At 57.9% G+C, this 16,612-nt stretch carries 13 protein-coding genes; all 13 read right to left on the reverse strand.

Going from position 1 to position 16,612, the window contains the following annotated elements; translation table 11 throughout:
• Positions 1-157: 157 nt before the first annotated feature.
• The gene (locus KW828_RS18275; RefSeq protein ID WP_218337706.1) at positions 158-1,153 is read right to left on the reverse strand and encodes a glycosyl hydrolase family 8; all 996 of its coding nucleotides are present in this window, start codon (positions 1,151-1,153) and stop codon (positions 158-160) included.
• A gap of 8 nt (positions 1,154-1,161) precedes the next feature.
• Positions 1,162-1,641 carry a cellulose biosynthesis protein BcsD gene (gene bcsD, locus KW828_RS18280; protein WP_218337707.1) on the reverse strand — a complete coding sequence of 160 codons (480 nt, stop codon included), beginning with the start codon at positions 1,639-1,641 and terminating at the stop codon, positions 1,162-1,164.
• A gap of 2 nt (positions 1,642-1,643) precedes the next feature.
• Positions 1,644-5,630 (reverse strand): cellulose biosynthesis protein BcsC, encoded by a 3,987-nt coding sequence (locus KW828_RS18285; RefSeq protein WP_218337708.1) that lies wholly within the window; start codon positions 5,628-5,630, stop codon positions 1,644-1,646.
• Between the two features lie 5 nt (positions 5,631-5,635).
• Positions 5,636-7,930: a cellulose biosynthesis cyclic di-GMP-binding regulatory protein BcsB gene (gene bcsB, locus KW828_RS18290; protein WP_218337709.1), complete on the reverse strand. Its 2,295-nt coding sequence runs from the start codon at positions 7,928-7,930 to the stop codon at positions 5,636-5,638.
• Positions 7,927-10,038, reverse strand: a complete 2,112-nt coding sequence (gene bcsA / locus KW828_RS18295) for a UDP-forming cellulose synthase catalytic subunit (protein WP_218337710.1) — start codon at positions 10,036-10,038, stop codon at positions 7,927-7,929. Before bcsA ends, bcsB begins: the two co-directional genes overlap by 4 nt.
• 18 nt (positions 10,039-10,056) lie before the next feature.
• Positions 10,057-10,860 carry a cellulose biosynthesis protein BcsQ gene (gene bcsQ, locus KW828_RS18300; protein WP_218337711.1) on the reverse strand — a complete coding sequence of 268 codons (804 nt, stop codon included), beginning with the start codon at positions 10,858-10,860 and terminating at the stop codon, positions 10,057-10,059.
• The gene (gene bcsO / locus KW828_RS18305; protein WP_218337712.1) at positions 10,851-11,408 is read right to left on the reverse strand and encodes a cellulose biosynthesis protein BcsO; all 558 of its coding nucleotides are present in this window, start codon (positions 11,406-11,408) and stop codon (positions 10,851-10,853) included. The genes bcsQ and bcsO overlap by 10 nt, the downstream gene beginning before the upstream one ends.
• Positions 11,409-11,807: 399 nt before the next feature.
• Positions 11,808-12,842, reverse strand: coding sequence for a type II toxin-antitoxin system HipA family toxin (locus KW828_RS18310; protein ID WP_218337713.1), 1,035 nt, complete (start codon positions 12,840-12,842; stop codon positions 11,808-11,810).
• The gene (locus KW828_RS18315) at positions 12,842-13,153 is read right to left on the reverse strand and encodes a HipA N-terminal domain-containing protein (RefSeq protein WP_218337714.1); all 312 of its coding nucleotides are present in this window, start codon (positions 13,151-13,153) and stop codon (positions 12,842-12,844) included. Before KW828_RS18315 ends, KW828_RS18310 begins: the two co-directional genes overlap by 1 nt.
• Positions 13,138-13,461, reverse strand: a complete 324-nt coding sequence (locus tag KW828_RS18320; RefSeq protein WP_218337715.1) for a helix-turn-helix transcriptional regulator — start codon at positions 13,459-13,461, stop codon at positions 13,138-13,140. The genes KW828_RS18315 and KW828_RS18320 overlap by 16 nt, the downstream gene beginning before the upstream one ends.
• A gap of 230 nt (positions 13,462-13,691) precedes the next feature.
• Positions 13,692-14,711: a dipeptide ABC transporter ATP-binding subunit DppF gene (gene dppF / locus KW828_RS18325; protein ID WP_218337716.1), complete on the reverse strand. Its 1,020-nt coding sequence runs from the start codon at positions 14,709-14,711 to the stop codon at positions 13,692-13,694.
• A complete protein-coding gene (gene dppD / locus KW828_RS18330) occupies positions 14,698-15,690 on the reverse strand; it encodes a dipeptide ABC transporter ATP-binding protein (RefSeq protein WP_218337717.1) in 993 nt (330 codons plus the stop codon). Before dppD ends, dppF begins: the two co-directional genes overlap by 14 nt.
• Before the next feature lie 11 nt (positions 15,691-15,701).
• Positions 15,702-16,604 (reverse strand): dipeptide ABC transporter permease DppC, encoded by a 903-nt coding sequence (dppC, locus tag KW828_RS18335; protein ID WP_218337718.1) that lies wholly within the window; start codon positions 16,602-16,604, stop codon positions 15,702-15,704.
• Positions 16,605-16,612: the final 8 nt, after the last annotated feature.

A 16,612-nucleotide genomic window follows, 5' to 3' on the forward strand; every position in this document is an offset into this window, starting at 1 on the left:
CGATACTCAGGCACGAACCGGGAAAGGTAAGACGGATGAGTATAGTTAATGCGCTGAAAGTGCTGGGAAAAGAGTACAGTAATCTGGTCCTGAATAAATGACCAGATTACTGGGGATCCCTCAGCCCCCTGGGAGAGGGTTAGGGTGAGGGAAGAAATCAACCCTGCTCCGCCAGCCATACCAGCATTTTCAGACTCGCCGAATAATAATCTTCCTGCGCATCAATCTGCGGCTCGCCGTGCTTCACGCCAAGCGCTAAATCCCGTACCGCCAGCAATCCACCGCTCATATTATAGGGCGCGGTTTCATTGGTCGTGACATTCACCCACGCCGGATTTTTATCGCGGCTGAACTGCCCGAACCAGTTGCGCCATGGCGCCAGCAGTGGGCTTTGCGGATTTTGCCAGGCCACGTACAGCGGAATGCGGATCGCATCGTAGCTCATGCGCGGCGGCCATTCGCTGGCGGGCTGCATTTTGCCATCGGCCTGCAACGCCACCCAGTCAGTGGGCAGCTTCGACTCGCCCCAGCCCATTTTGCCGGTCAGCGTGTTCGCATCACGCATCAAATCACGCCAGACCACAAGGTGGCTGCGATCGGCAAACGCCTGCCAGGCCGGGAAAATAAAATAGGCCGGATTGAGGTTCACGTAGCTGTTACGGTTAAAGCCTTGCGCGCCCGGCAACATCACGCGGTAGCCCGCGAAGTTAATCACCGTATGGGCAACCAGCGCTTTAGTGATCGCGTCCGACGCGGCGCTGTAACGCGCATCGTGCCAGCGCGCGTCGGCCTTGAGCAGCGCCCAGGCGATCAGCGCATCGCCGTCGGAGGCGTTGTTCTTATCCGCAATCGGATCCGGCTCTACCGGGTTATAGCGCCAGTAGAAAAGGCCGGTTTGCTTGTCCTTCAGCGTTTTATCGGTCCAGCCCCAGATCTTGTCGAAGCTGGCGCGGTCATTACTGGCGACCGCCATCAGCATCGCGTAACCCTGGCCTTCGGTATGGGAAACGTTGTTATTGCCGGTATCGACAATGCGTCCATCCGGCATTAAAAACCGGGCTTTATAACTGTCCCAGGCAGGGCCTGCCTGAGCGCAGACGGTAAATAACAGACTCACCGTCATGACTATCGCGGTAGATACGCGCTTGACCATAATTCGACTCATTGTGGGTTGTGATAACGGAACAGAACGTCTGACAGCGAGTTCAGCCGTTCGCGTTGCAACGCAACATGCGCCTCGCCGCCCTGGCCCTGTAACCAGCCGGCGTAAAGACCTTCAAGTATTGCACAAAAAGCATGGCACCAGCGCGTTTGCTGCTCCTCGTGGCGGGAGATCGGCATTGCCTGATGGCGCAACGTCATTCCGGTGTCGCTGGCATCAATGTCAATAAATCCCCAGCCAAAGTGGCGCAGTTGCGCATTGATATTCGCCTCCAGCTCGCCCACGGTTTCAGCGGGCGGCAGCGGGAACTGTGCGGCCAGGGTTTCCCCCATCTGACGCAGGAACGGCTGGCTTTCCACCTGCCCGACATTACGCACCATGCCGTCGATCATAATGGTCAGCAGATCAAACCAGCCCGGTGGCGTTTGTTGTTGCTGGAACCAGCCGATCAGCGGCGCGTGTTGACTGTTCACTGTCATGGTTACTTGTCTCCCAACAAATAGCGGAAATAGAGTCCGGCGGTGCTTTCGTTATAGTTGCCGAAGGTGTCATAGCCGACTTTCCCGCCGACGGTCATATTCTTGTTGACGTTGTAGTCCACGCCCGCGCGCATGGTGTAGCCGATACCACTCTCCGATCCGCCGTTGTAGCGATAGTCGCGGGCAAAGCCCAGGTCATACAGATCTTTCATCAGATCCTGCTTCGCGGCGTCGGTCGGGAAGTAGTCGCTGCTGTCCTGGGTATAGGACTGATAGCCCACCGAGCCGCCGAGACTTAACTTCCAGTTGTCGATTTTCTGCGTCAAATCAACCGGTAAAGAGACGCTGACGTAGTTCTGCGGGCTGAAATAACCGCCCTGGCCGTAGGTGTAGTAACTGAGGTTTTTCGAGAAATCCATCCAGCTGACGTTAAGCCCGGTCTGCAACTGGCGGAAATCGTCGTGGAACGGACGCAGGTAGACCCCGGCGCTGGCGTTCATGCTGGTGTTGCTGGCCACGTTTTCACCAAGATAGCTGTAACCGCCGCCACCCACATAGAAGCCCGCATCGCCGTCGTCATAACCGATCTGCACGTTGCCGCCGTTTTTCGTCACCCGGCCCCAGGTCTTACCCGAGTATGTGTCTTTCATGCCGACATAGGAGAGCAGACTGTCGGTCACCGCGCGGCGCTCACCTTTGATGATCAGCGACAGGTAGTCGGTCAGCTTCGGTGACCACTGCACGCCGCCCACCAGCGTACTGAGATCCTGGCCCAGCGGCGTGGTGCCAATATCGAGCTTGTAACTTTCGCCGCTCAGCGCCATCGCCAGCTCAACGCCACTGGCTTTCTGCGAATCGGTGGACGAGGCGATCGGATTATCCAGGCTGGATTTGAAGTTCGACGCGCTAAGTTCCTTCAGGCGACCGGTTCTGTACAGCTGGCTTAAATTCGCAAGACCCGTAGTGGTCAGCGGCGTCAGGTTTTGCGCATCATACTCCTGCAAATCATCAAAAGCGGCTGCCGTTGGATCGACAGAATTCTGCGCATTCTCAATCGATGACGCGATATTGCTGATGGCGTTATCAATCGGATTGGTGCCATAACGCCGCCAGGTATCCCCCGACGCGCTGCCCGCACTGAGCGTGATCGGCGTGGCGGTGAATTCAAAGCGGGATTCGCCAAACGGCGAACTGGACCAGGTTAACGGCGCTTTGACTTCGGTCAGTTTGCTGGTGCCGGATTCCCCGTCGCGCCCGCGCACTTCCACGCCGCCCTGCATCCACATGCCGGTTTTCTGCTCCATGCTTTGCATCATGTCGTCCACCTGACGCAGCGTGCGCGCCTGAGCGGTTTCCAGCGGCAGATCGGTGCGGGTGGTGCCCGGCAGCGTGCTGCCCGGTTCACGAGCCACCTGCGCCACCTGCCACGGCAGCGTCTGACCGTAGATCGACGCCGAGGCGGTTTGCCCCGCCGTCGTGCTGGTGCGCACAAACGGATTATCCGCCACCAGCACGCCGCCGATGGTTGGCGTCGCAGCGCCGTTCGTGCTATCCAGCCCCACCAGTTTGCCGCGCGCGCTGCGCAGATAGGTCATGGCCTGCTGGTGGTTGCCCTTCGCCTCTTCCAGACGCGCCAGCAGCAACAGGCGATCGGCAGAGTTATCCGCGCGCAGGCCGCGCGCCAGTGTGTCGGCTTTCTCGACGTTATCTTCCGCCAGCGCCACATCAATCGCGCCGACGCGCGCATCCTGGCTGTCGGTATCGCGGGTCATCAGGTAGTCATAGACCACCCCGGCCTCTTTGTTCATTTTGCCGGTCTGATAGAGGCGGCCCATGGCGAACATCAGATCGGTATTTTGCGGATCGCTTTGCAGGGCGCGCATCAGCTTGTCATAGGCAGCCGCATAGTTGCCCTGCTCACGCAGCGCATCGGCTTCATTGATCACAACACCGGTCTGTAAGCCCGCCAGCTGCGTCGGCGTGCTGCGCGCCTGAATTTCAGGCCGCGCGAGGAAGCTCTGGGCTTCGCTGTTCAGGCCAGCGTTGTTGAGCACGGTGATCTGATCGGCATAATCCCCGGCGTTGCCCTGCACGCCTGCGCGCATGTTTTGCCGCACCAGCGCCACTGCGCCAGTGACATCGCCGCTTTGCGCCAGAAGACGCGCAAGTTTACCGGCGTCTGCCGGGCTTTCAGGCGGCGTGGCGGTCAGGGTTTTTAGCGTGTTGGCCGCAGCATTGGTATTGCCCTGCGCCAGATAGCGCTCGGCGGTCGCCAGTTGCAGGTTGTAGTTCACCCGCTTCGCCAGATCGCGCATCTGCCCGTTCTGATTCGCCGGGGAAATCCGCGACAGCAGCGTTTGCGACTGCTGCCAGGCGCCGTTTTCACTGGCAAACAGCGCCGCCGCGTACAGTGAGCTGGCACCTGCGCCCGGACGCGATGCTGGCGCGATCACATTGCTGGCTTCGCTGTCGTTGCCATTTTTTTGCAGCAGACGCGCTAAATCGAGGCGCAGCCAGGGATCGTCCGGCAGACGGGACACGCCCTGTTGCAGCACCGCAATCGCCTGTCCGGTATTACCGCTGGCGGCGAACTGTTGTGCCTGACGACGGATCGGATCGCCCGGCAGACCGGTGACGACGCGCGGTTGCAGCTTCGCCTGTAATCCGGCGGGCAGCGTGCGTAATACGGTTTGCGCTTCCTCGGCTTTGTTCTGATCGCGCAGCACATAGTAGAGGTTTTCCCGCGCAGCGGCGTTTTGCGGCTGGTCGTTCAGCACGTCGCGCAGCGTCTGCTCCGCCTGCGGATAATCTTTGTTGTGCCGCAGCACATCGGCGCGGAACAGCTTCGCCGCCGTGCCGCGTTCGCCGCTTTGTTGCGCCAGCGGCGCGGATAACGCCAGCGCCTGGCTGACATTCCCCTCTTTCAGCGCCTGTTGCGCCTGGGCCAGTTGACCATAGAACGCCGCGTCTTCCGCCTGCACTTTACGTTCAGCGGACGCCTCGCCGCCCTGACTGGCCGCACGGTTCAGGTATTGCGCCGCGGCCTGGTAGTCGCCGGAACGCTGGGCGATGTAACCCAGCCCGGCCAGCGCATCCGCGTCTTCCGGGTTGGTTTGCAGCACCTGTTCGAACTGGCGACGGGCATCGCGGGTGTTGCCGCTGTTCAGCGCGGTAAAACCTTCGCCTTTCGCCGCACCGCCGATGTTTTTGCGGTAATACGCCTGCACGTCGCTGTCCTTCGGATGGCGTTGCAGGTAGTTATCGTAAAATTGCTCGTCACCTGATTGCGGCCCCAGCCACAGCAGCGCCTGGCGCAGGCCCGCGTCGGCTTCTTTGTTGCCGCTCGCCATCTGTTCAAGCTGCATGATGCCGTCGCGGCGCGTCTCTTCCCGCCACGTCAGCATTTTGCCAAGCGCCACGCGGGCGGCGTTATCCTGCGGATTTTGCGCCACGAAACGCTGGATCTCACTGAGCGCCTGCGGGTACATGGCTTTATCGCTCGCCATGGTCAGGTAATATTCCGGGGCGAGGCTCGGCGGCGGGGAATCACCGTTAAACATGCTGCGCCAGGTGGCGAGCGCGGCGGGAATGTTGCCGCTGCGCGCCTGCTGACGGGCCAGCGTCAGTTGTCCCTGCGGCACCTGCGCCAGCTGTTTGGCGTTATCCAGCGCCTGGAGTCCACCGTCGCCTGGCGAGACGGCTGCCAGCCGGGCGCGCCACTGCGCAGCGGCTTTCAGATCGCCACTCTGCTGCGCCCATAGCGCCATCAGGTACAGCGCCTGGGTGTTGTTGGCATCCACCATCAGCACTTTTTTCAGCGATTCGTTCGCCAGATCGTCATGGGATTTTTCATGCCAGTAATTGGCCTGGTCGAACAACGCTTTCAGCACCGCATCGTTTGGCGCGGCCTGCGCTATCCCTGCCGTTCCCAGCGCCAGCACGCCTGACATATACAGGGTGGATAACGCGCGGGCCGTTTTTATCGTCATTATTTTCACTCGTTGTCCCCAGGGTTCAGGCGTTTATGCGCACGTCTTTTCAGCAGCGCATACAGCGCCAGACCCATCACTATGCTAAAGCACAGCCCGAGCACGGCCAGCAGGCCGGAGTGCTGATTGGCGTACCAGATCACCAGCAGGTGCGGCGGCATTTCGCCCCGCGGATACTGCGGCCCGACGCGGAAACTGCGCACGCCGTTTTCATTGGTAATGATCGCGGCATCGCCACGGATCCCGGCGTTGATACGCGCAGAAGCCAGGTCGCCATGCAGACGGGCCAGTTGATCGTCATTGCTGCCGAGCGCCGTCACCACGGTGCGTTCGCTGTTCCACGGCGAGCGGAAGCTGATAAACCCACGCCAGGATTCGTTTGAAGAGAAGTAACGATCGGCTTCTACGCCCTCGGCGTTCCAGTCTCCCGCCATCCAGCGTTGAACGTTTTCCCACTGCGTTGGTTCGCGGACGCTGAGCAGATTGTCATGGGCGACAAAGGGCGAGGACCTGAGCAGTTCGCCGTTAAATTCATGCTGATTCAGACCGGTCACCGCCAGCACGTCGCGATCGCGCAGCAGTTGCAGATTGGTGCCCGCCGTCGGAATTCCCAGCACCACGCGGTTCTGACTGAGGGCAGTGCCAGTGGCATTACCGGAACGCGCCGCCATATCCAGCAGCGTCGCCACCTGGGTTTCGGTCGGTTTTTCCGGCAGCAGCAGCACGGTTTCGGCATAGTCGGCCAGTCGCGTGAACGGGAAGGACGCGCCGACGAAATAGGAGAGATTCGGCAGCAGCGCGAAATGACGCGTGTGGCTCAAGTCGATCCAGGAGTCGTCGTCAATGCGGCTCTTGATGTTGTTGTTGAGCAGCACGCTGCACGGCGCGGTGGCTTTCGGCACGATGTTGAAGTAGAGCGACAGCTGGTTATCGCCATAAATCATGTACGGCTCCAGCGGCATGTCGAACTGCTCCTGACGCGCATCGCCGCCAATTTTATGCCACAACGTTTCCAGCGCGCCCTGCTTGTTGACCGGCAGATTGTGCAGGAAGGTGTTGTTCATACTCATGCTCAGCCACGAGCGATCTTCATCAATCCAGCTTTCCGACGGGAAACGGTAGCCAATGCGCAGCGGAATGGTTTCGCCATCCCACAGGAACAGATCGGGTGCTGCGCGGAAGGCGACACGCAGGGCGTCATGCCAGATGCCGTTTACGGTCAGGCTCTGATCTTTACGGATCAGTTCTGACAGCTTCACCGGACGATCGGTGGGGATCCAGCGCGGCGCGTCATAAGGTTTACTGGGCGGGATCGTCTGGGCCGCCACCGGCAGACTGGCGGTTTGCAGATCAAAGTTGCCGCGCGTCAGACGCCAGGCCGCCGCACGCAGCGCGCTGTCGTCTTTCCCCACGATCAGCAGCAGCTTGTAGGTGGGGTTCGCCGGATTGTCGATAATACTCAGCATCGGCTGCGCGGTCTGCGGCAGGGTGACGCCGCCGATCTGCTCGCCCGGATGACCAATCAGAATGCCGTTCTGTTCCGGCAGACGATTGGTCAGCGCCGCAAAAGCGACGCCGCGATAATCCGCCTGAATGCCCATCCACGACGACACCAGCGCCGCGGCGCTGATAGCATCCGCCGTCAGCTTCGCCGGAAACGCAAAGGTGATGGTGGCAGGCGTCATCTGCATGTTGTCGAAGAACGGGCGCGGAAAGTGGCTCAAATCCGAACCAATATCCAGCTGTTGCCCTTCAAGATTAAACGCGGAGTCCGGCAGGATGGTGACGCGATATTTATCGGTCAGATCGCGCTGGCACATCATGGCGTCGCCGTCGTTGATTTTAAAGCTGATGGTATTGCTGGAGACCATCAGCGCTGCCGGAACATCCAGCTGAAAGCGGGAGACATCGGACTCCGCCGCGCCCAGCGGCACCGTGCCGAGCGGCTGGCCGTTGAGCATCAGCTGCATGGTGGCGTTGCGGGTCGCCATCGCCGGGGACACTTTCAGATTCAGCGCCAGCTGGGCGTTGGTCATCACCTGCCCGACCGGCAGAGTGAAGTTCACCCCGCCCTGTAACTGGCCACCGCTTAGCACGATGCCCTGCGGCTGGCCCATCTGCGCCACGGAAACAGAGGTCACTACCGTCGGCACAAACACTGACGGCGCGGCGGGCGCGGTTTCCATCACCGGCGCGGGCAGATCCAGCGGCGGCAGCATATCCGGCAGCATTTCTTCTGCGCAAAGCGGCGTTATAAAGAGTGCGCTGACGACAATCGCCAGTCGGGTTAAACGTTTCATACGCTGCCGTCCTCCGGTGAGGCGTTGAGAACGGCGCGCTGCCGCCGGGTTTCACGGCGCGTTTTCCACGTCAGCCAGAACAGATCGAACACACAGCGCATAATGGTCAGCATGGAGCGGAACGGGTTGTCCTGCGGCTTCGGCGGGTTGATCCACGCATCAGCGCGGGACAGCACCACGCGCACCAGCTCGCGGCGGCGGGCGAGCGGAATGTCTTCGGCAAACATCAGACGGATGAATTCACCGTCCACGCCCATGGTTTTCACCGGAATGCTGATCGCGCCAGACTGCAACAGCAGCTCCACTTCTTCGATTTCATCAGTCAAATGGCGCTCATCCGGGGCGACGATACGACAGCCGCCCATCGACATATCCAGGGTTTCGCTGCGGGACGAGATCCCGCTGGCATAGTGGATCAGCACCGGGATGGTCACGTCGATACGAATGGTTTTGCGCGTCTGCCGGGTTTCCCGCGCCACGGCAATCGCCGCCAGCAGGAAGATCAGGCTGTATAGCCCCCAGAAAACGTTGAGGGCGATAACTTTGGGATCGACGCCGAAATGGTCATGCGCGAAGGCGCGGATAATCCCCCAGATCACGGCGATGCCCAGCAGGATCGCCACCACCAGATGCGGGCGCACCACCCGGAAGTCAAAGTAACCCACGTTCAGCAGCGCGCCTTTATCGGTGACGTTAAACTTGCCGCGTTTCGGGAACAGCATAGTGACCGCTGTCGGCAGCACCAGATGGAACGCCAGCACCAGGTCATAAATTTCGCCCCAGAAGCTGTAACGGTAGCGGCCATTCATGCGTGAGTTGAGATAAATCGCGAGGAACAGGTGCGGCAGCGCATAGGCAAATACCAGGCTGGCAGAGGAATAAATAATGTTGAGGTTAAACAGCAGGTACGCCAGCGGCGCGGTCAGAAACGCAATGCGCGGCAGGGCGAACTGGTAATACATCATGGCGCTGAGATAACACAGGCGTTGCTGAATGGTCAGGCCGCGTCCGAACAGCGGATTATCGATGCGGAAAATCTGCGTCATGCCGCGCGCCCAGCGGGTGCGCTGAATAACGTGCAGGACCAGACGCTCGGTCGCCAGACCTGCGGCCAGCGGAATATCCAGAAAGGCGGATTTCCAGCCCAGACGCTGCATTTTCAGCGCGGTATGCGCATCTTCGGTGACGGTTTCCACGGCGAAGCCGCCGATTTCTTCCAGCGCACTGCGACGGATCACCGCACAGGAGCCGCAGAAAAAGGTGGCGTTCCAGTTGTCGTTACCCTGCTGGATCGGGCCGTAGAACAGCTGGCCTTCGTTAGGAATATTGCGTCCCACGGAGAGGTTACGCTCAAAGGGGTCAGGCGAGTAGAAGTAGTGCGGCGTCTGTACCAGCGCCAGCTTCGGATCGTTAAGAAAGCCGCCTACCGTGGCCTGCAGGAAAATACGCGTCGCCACGTGGTCGCAGTCAAATACGGTGATCAGCTCGCCGTGGGTCAGTTTCATGGCGTGGTTGAGGTTGCCCGCTTTGGCGTGTGAATGCTCATTACGCGTGATGTAGCCGACGCCGACATCGGCGGCAAACACGGCAAATTCACGACGTTTGCCATCATCCAGAATATAAATTTTCATTTTATCTTTTGGATAATCGATGCACTGCGCCGCCAGTACGGTATCACGCACCACGTCGAGGGATTCGTTATAGGTCGGGATATAAACGTCAACGGTTGGCCACAGGTTCATATCATCCGGCAGCGGCACAATTTCGCGTTTCAGCGGCCAGATGGTCTGCAAGTAGTTCAGCAGCAGCATGATCCAGATATAGACTTCCGCCAGAAATAAACCCATGCCGAGGATCGTCTCAATCTCGGAATTAAAATGCAGGGTTTGCGTCACGCGGAAATACATATAGCGGGTCGACATTAATATCGACATGACGATCATGATCACTGAAATACTGCGTTTTTTGGAAAAGCCCATCAGGAATAAAATCCCGATGCTGATCAATCCAAAAATATATTGTTTCTGGCTGTCCATGGGCGTGATGATGACCAGCACGGCAGCAGGCGCCAGTGCCAGCGCGAGCAGGTAAAACAGGAACTTTTTCATAAATCGCTCTGCGGAGAATTAGAAACCGGACATCTTCGGAAGGCTGTGAACGGTGCCATCACCGACTTTCACATCCAGAATATTGGCGATCTTTTTGGCTATCAGCTCAATATCAAACGCTGCCGCAGAAGTCGGGCTGAAATCGAAGACCGACTGTTGCGAGGCGTTAGCTTCCCCGACGCTTTCATCACGATGCACGATACCGATCAGGCGCTCGCCCAGCCGCTGCTCCATAAACGCCGTGACGTCGCGGCTAATTTGCCGACGGCTGTCACTCTGGTTCAGCACAATGTAATGCCCCGCTTTGCGGTTCAGCACATCGCCGGTAAGACGGTGATTTTCTACCTGCGGTAATAAAGAGAGCGAGGCGGTATCGGCCAGCAATGTCACCAGATGCAGATCCGCAAGGCGTGACATCGCTTTTAATGCCGGAGAGGGACCGGGCGGGAAATCCGCGATAATAATTAACCCTGGATAATTCAGCAGCGTGTTCAGACCGCGCGTCAGAAAATGCGCGTCGTGCGTCAGGCGATCCTCAAAAACTTCGCGCTGGGCTTCGGTGGCATCGCCATAGGGCAGCACGAACATGTTGCTTCCTGCGGAGAGCACAAACTGGCTCCAGTCGGCCAGCTCCGCCGCGCGGGCAACAAAACCACGGCCATCGGCAAGGGGCACGCCGAAATGCAGGCGTAGCGCGTTCTGCACGTCAAAATCGAGCGCCAGCACTTTGCTTCCCGTCCGCGCCAGCGCGTAGGCGAGATTTGCCGTCATGGTTGTTTTTCCGACACCGCCCTTGGGCGAACAGACACAGATCAACGGCATGAAGCGATCCTTTCTAACAGCGATTTGAGGGGCTGATTTTTTTCGGCGGCCGGTTTCGTCTCTGCGACTTTCGGCGCGAACAGCTGTGCAAAGTTAACGGGTGCGGCGGCAGGCGCAGGCGCAACGGGCCGTTGAGGGACCGCGGCAACCGCAAGCGGTTCAGGTGCAGGTGGCACCACTGGCGTGACGGCAGCAGGCGCTGATACGGGTTCAGGCGCGGCAGAGAGCTGCGAGGCGACGTCCTGGAATAGCGAGCTGGCCGTAGAGACAGAGGCGGGTGTTGATGCCGGCAGCGCATGACTGACGTTATCAGCTGGCGGCGTGGTGGCGTTTACCGCGAAGATCTCAGGATTAACCGCCTGGGGAATGGCTGCCGATACGTGACCGCCCATCGCCAGCGTCGATTCCTCTGTCGCTGGCGACAGTTGATTGATAATTGCCCAATTTCCCTGCTCGCTTCCATGATGTTGAGAGGACAGATCCTTAAAATCGAGATGTTGGGTGCGGGTCTTATCCTTAAACCTCTGCAAATCATCATAATGATTCATAGTTATACTCATGATTTACAAATAGAAAATGTAACCATCACCGTTTAATGCTTCTTAAAAGCATTTCACTGATAAGGTGGCGTAATTAATAATAACGTGCGGATATAATAACTGGGTAAAGCGTTAAGCTATTTTAGCGGGTGGTTTTATAGGGGCTTTTTTACCCCGCTATTCAACGGCAGCAAATATATAAACTTTGCCCGCCAGGACGCTATCTTTTTTTAATGTCAGAATAAGTAAAGTCTTATGCACTCATGAAAAACATATTCCTGGTGCAAAGTATTATCTTATCTGAAATGGTCAGTCTTTTGCATTAATAACATAGCGTAAAGGAGAGTTTTAAGCAGCCCTGCGGGTAGGTAAGTGCCGGGCGGCGCATGCTGCCCGGCAATAAAGCATTTAAATCGGGGGTTCATCGATCAGGCTCAAACGGCCCAGGCGCTGGCGGAAACAGCCGAGAACGGCATTAACATGCGCCTCAGACATAAAAGAATCCCTGTACGTGCGCTCAACGAGCGCTTCCTCTTTTTTTAATTTATCGAACAGGCTGAGAATGAGCTTTTTAGCCAGACCCATCGACTCCCCCAGCAGCAGGAAATCGTCTCCCAGATACTCCCCGTACTGGGTTTTAAACCCCGGCGCTAACTCGGCTTCACCTTCTTCACAGGCTAACAGCGGCAAGGCCAGATAACCGGATGCAAAAGCCTCTGCGTAAGGCGTGACCGACACAAAATCATACACCGGTGCGAGAAGTGGCTGACCGCCGGGCGGCAGGATCAGCCCGAAATTACGCAGGTGCATATCGTTGTTGCCCAACAGATACGCATACAGGATGCGGCGGAAGAGATCGATTTTAAACGCGAGGTTATCGTTAACGTTTTTCGTTATAAAATGGGCGATCTGTTGATAGCTGACGTACTGCTTACCATCATCGCCTGTTTTACCGTATTTCTCGTGAATGCCCATTGCCCCGTCGAGCTGTTCCTGGTGCAACGGTGCGCCTGCCTCATCGCGGTCAAAGCGGCGGATCACAAACGCATATTCCGGCACATCTCTCTCATTTTCCGGGGCGAATTTCACCAGCCCGTGCGGGGGAACGGCGAAGCCCAGCCGCGACATCAGCGTCATGGTGGCATGTTCATTTTCCGCAAGGTCCGGAAATTCAGCCGGCGAGGGTTTAAGAATGAACTCGCCCTGATGATCCACTACCTGAAAAATATCGTCCTGCAACACCATCTGTAATTTCGGCTGATAGCCTGAGATGCTCATTCCCTTCTGCACACCGGGCAATTCCTGCACAAACTGGCTACGGGTAAAAGGAAGCTGCGGATCGGTTTTTGACGAGCCGCTCAGGTGTTTTAATCCGCGGGCGGAATAGCCCGATACCTGATCTTTTACCGCCAGTGGAGTAAGTAAAATGCGGCAAAATGACATCACGCCTCCGTACCTTTCAGTTGCACTGCGCCAATCAGGTTTTTTCCGTTATCGATCAGCATTCCCAGCAGATCGTTTTCATCGCGCTTTAATAACTGGCTGTAGCGGTTTTTGAGCCAGCCTTCTGGCGCGAGGGAGGTAAAATAGGGATGCAACGTGGCGCTGAAAAACTGGCGCTGGCTGACGGGCAGGCTTAACGACAAGGGTGGCCCGCTGTATTCCGGGTAATAGCTGAACAGATAGCCCTGCTCATCCTGCACCAGCTCGCCAATAGCCACGCCATAGAGCAAAACAGTTACACGTCGGTGCATAGTTTGACTCCCAGCGTTTTCGCGATGAGAAAAACAGTGCCAAATTTGACCCCTTCGGGATCTTTAAACAGCCGTTTTAGCGTGGAGGTAGAGACGCCGGTCTGCAGCTCAAGCGTATCCAAATCGATCCCCAGCGCTTTGCGCCTCGCGTTCAGGCGCTGCCCAAGATCAGGGATCTCATCAACGGGCTGGACAGACATCGACGCATCAAATACCTGCTGCCGGATGACATCCTGTTGAAGTTCATCCAGTGCGTGGCGCAAAGACTGAAGCTTTTCAACAAGGTTTTTTCCGCTAATAGAGTTCATATAAGACCTATATTTTATTAATTAACCTTTTATAGTTTAAAAAAGAAACAAAATCAATAAATAGGATCTTTAATAACCCTTTTCGCTTCATTCTCGATAATAAAAGGCCATAAAAAAACCGAAGCACGATGGCTCCGGTTTGATTTTCGCCGTGTAGCGCTGCGCTTACACCGGCCTGGGGTTTGGTGGGGCTGTAGGCCCGGCAAGCAAGCGCCGCCGGGCAGGGTTGATTACCCGTGGACGATCGGCTTTTCGCCGTTCTCATCCTGGTCCACCGCGAAGCAGGCGACCAGCTGGCCGCCGTACTCTTTCAACTGCGGCTGCAACTGGGTGCAGGGGCCGAAGCGACGAACACAACGGGCGTTAAAGGCACAGCCCGGCGGCGGATTCAGCGGGCTTGGCAGCTCACCGGTCAGCTTGATACGTTCGCGACGGTCGTCCGGGTTCAGACGCGGTGTGGCAGAAAGCAACGCCTGGGTGTACGGATGACGCGGGTTGGAGAAAATCTGCTCTTTGGTGCCCTTCTCCACGCAGCGGCCGAGGTACATCACCATGACTTCATCGGCGATGTGTTCGACCACAGAGAGATCGTGAGAGATAAACACATAAGACAGCCCCAGATCCTGCTGCAAATCCATCATCAGGTTCAGCACCTGCGCGCGCACGGATACGTCCAGCGCCGACACCGGTTCATCGGCGATGACCACGTCCGGATCGAGCATCAGCCCGCGGGCAATGGCGATACGCTGACGCTGACCGCCAGAGAACATATGCGGGTAGCGGTCGTAATGTTCGGTTTTCAGGCCGACTTTCGCCATCATCGCCAGCGCTTTTTCACGGCGCTCGGCCTTGCTCAGCGTGGTGTTGATTTGCAGCGGCTCTTCCAGGATCTGCCCCACTTTTTTACGCGGGTTCAGGGAACCGTACGGGTTCTGGAAGACGATCTGAATTTTTTGACGACGCAGTTTTTCGGCGCTCACATCGGGCTTGAGCAGATCCTGGCCCTGATAGTAAAGCTCGCCGCCGGTCGGCACTTCGATCATCGTCAGCAGACGACCGAGCGTGGATTTCCCACAGCCGGATTCGCCCACCACCGCCAGCGTTTTACCGCGCTCCAGTGAAAAAGAGACGCCGTCCAGCGCTTTTACCAGGCGTTCCGGGGCAAACAGCCCTTTCTTCACCGGGTAGTGTTTTTTCAGGTCGATAGCCTGCAACAGCGGTTGTTGCAGGGTGGCCTCATGCGTACTCATAGTTCGGCCTCCCGGCATCATCGAGTGGGTAGTGACATTTAGACTGACGGCCATCGCTCAGCGTATTCAGATCCGGCTCGTCAACGCGGCAGCGATCGGTGGCATACGGGCAGCGCGGGTTCAGCAGACAGCCGTTCGGACGGTCGTATTTGCCCGGCACCACGCCTGGCAGCGAGGCCAGACGCGCTTTGTCCTGCGCAAACTCAGGCAGTGCGCGCAGCAACGCCTGGGTGTACGGATGACGCGGCGCGCGGAAAATATCCGTAGCCTTGCCGGTTTCCACCACCTGACCGGCGTACATCACAATAATTTTATGCGCGGCTTCCGCCACCAGCGCCAGATCGTGGGTGATGAGGATCAGCGCCATGTTTTCCCTTTGCTGAAGTTCCAGCAAAAGTTCGATGATCTGCGCCTGAATAGTCACATCCAGCGCGGTGGTCGGTTCGTCGGCAATCAGCAGCTTCGGACGACAGGCGATAGCCATCGCAATCATCACGCGCTGGCTCATGCCGCCGGAGAGCTGGTGCGGGTAAACGTCCAGACGCGAGGCCGGATCGGGAATACCCACCTGGTTTAACAGGTCGATGGCCCGCTGGCGGCGGGTTTTCTTGTTGCCGCCCTGATGCACCTTGATAGCTTCCATGATCTGGAAACCGACCGTGTAGCACGGGTTAAGGCTGGTCATCGGATCCTGGAAAATCATCGCCACTTCCGCGCCCACCAGACTGCGGCGCTCTCTCTCGGAGATGCGCTTTAAGTCCTGGCCGTTGAATTCCAGCTTATCGGCCATTACGCGGCCTGGGAAATCAATCAGTCCCATGATCGCCAGCGAGCTGACGGATTTACCGGAGCCGGATTCGCCCACGATGCCAACCACTTCACCCTGCTCAACGCTGTAGCTTATGCGGTCTACGGCACGGAACGGTGTCCCTTCGTCGCCGAAGTGCACCGATAATTTATCTATATTTAATAACGCCATTTCGTAGCCCTTTACTGCTTGAGTTTGGGGTCGAGCGCATCACGCAAGCCGTCACCCATCAGGTTAAATGCCAGCACCGTCAGCAGGATCGCCAGACCCGGGAAGGTCACGACCCACCAGGCGCTTTGTGCGAACTGCAACACGTCAGAGAGCATGGTGCCCCACTCTGGTGTTGGCGGTTGCGCACCCATGCCGAGGAAGCCAAGGGCGGCCATATCGAGAATGGCGTTCGAGAAGCCAAGCGATGCCTGAACAATCAGCGGCGCAAGGCAGTTAGGGAAGATGTTAACGAACATCTGGCGCATCGCACCGGCTCCGGCGACGCGGGAGGCGGTGACGTAATCACGGTTCACTTCCACCATCACGGCGGCGCGGGTTAAGCGCACGTAGTGAGGTAGCGCCACGAAGGTCAGCGCCAGCGAGGCGTTGACTATCGATGGCCCGAAGACCGCCACCAGCACCAGCGCGAGCAGCAGGCTCGGCAGCGCCAGCATGATGTCGACCACGCGCATGATGATGTTATCAACCAGGCCGCCGAAATAACCGGCGATAAGGCCGAGGATAATTCCCGACACCAGCGACAGTACTACCACCAGACAGCCAACCAGCAGCGACAGGCGCGCACCGTACATCAGGCGTGACATGACATCGCGGCCTACGTCATCGGTACCCAGCAGATGCGCCCAGCTGCCGCCTTCCTGCCACACCGGCGGCGCGAGCAGGGAATCACGGAACTGGTCAGCCGGGTTATAAGGCGCGATCCAGTTGGCAAAGATGGCAATAATCAGTACCACGACGACATACGCCAGGCCGACTACTGCCCCTTTGTTGCGTTTAAAATAGTGCCAGAACTCCTGCATCGGGGTCATCGGCACCGGTGCAGACACCGCTTTATTTTCAGTAACTTGTGACATGATGGCCC

The sequence above is a fragment of the Enterobacter sp. ENT03 genome, assembly GCF_019218745.1.
GTDB lineage: Bacteria > Pseudomonadota > Gammaproteobacteria > Enterobacterales > Enterobacteriaceae > Enterobacter_D.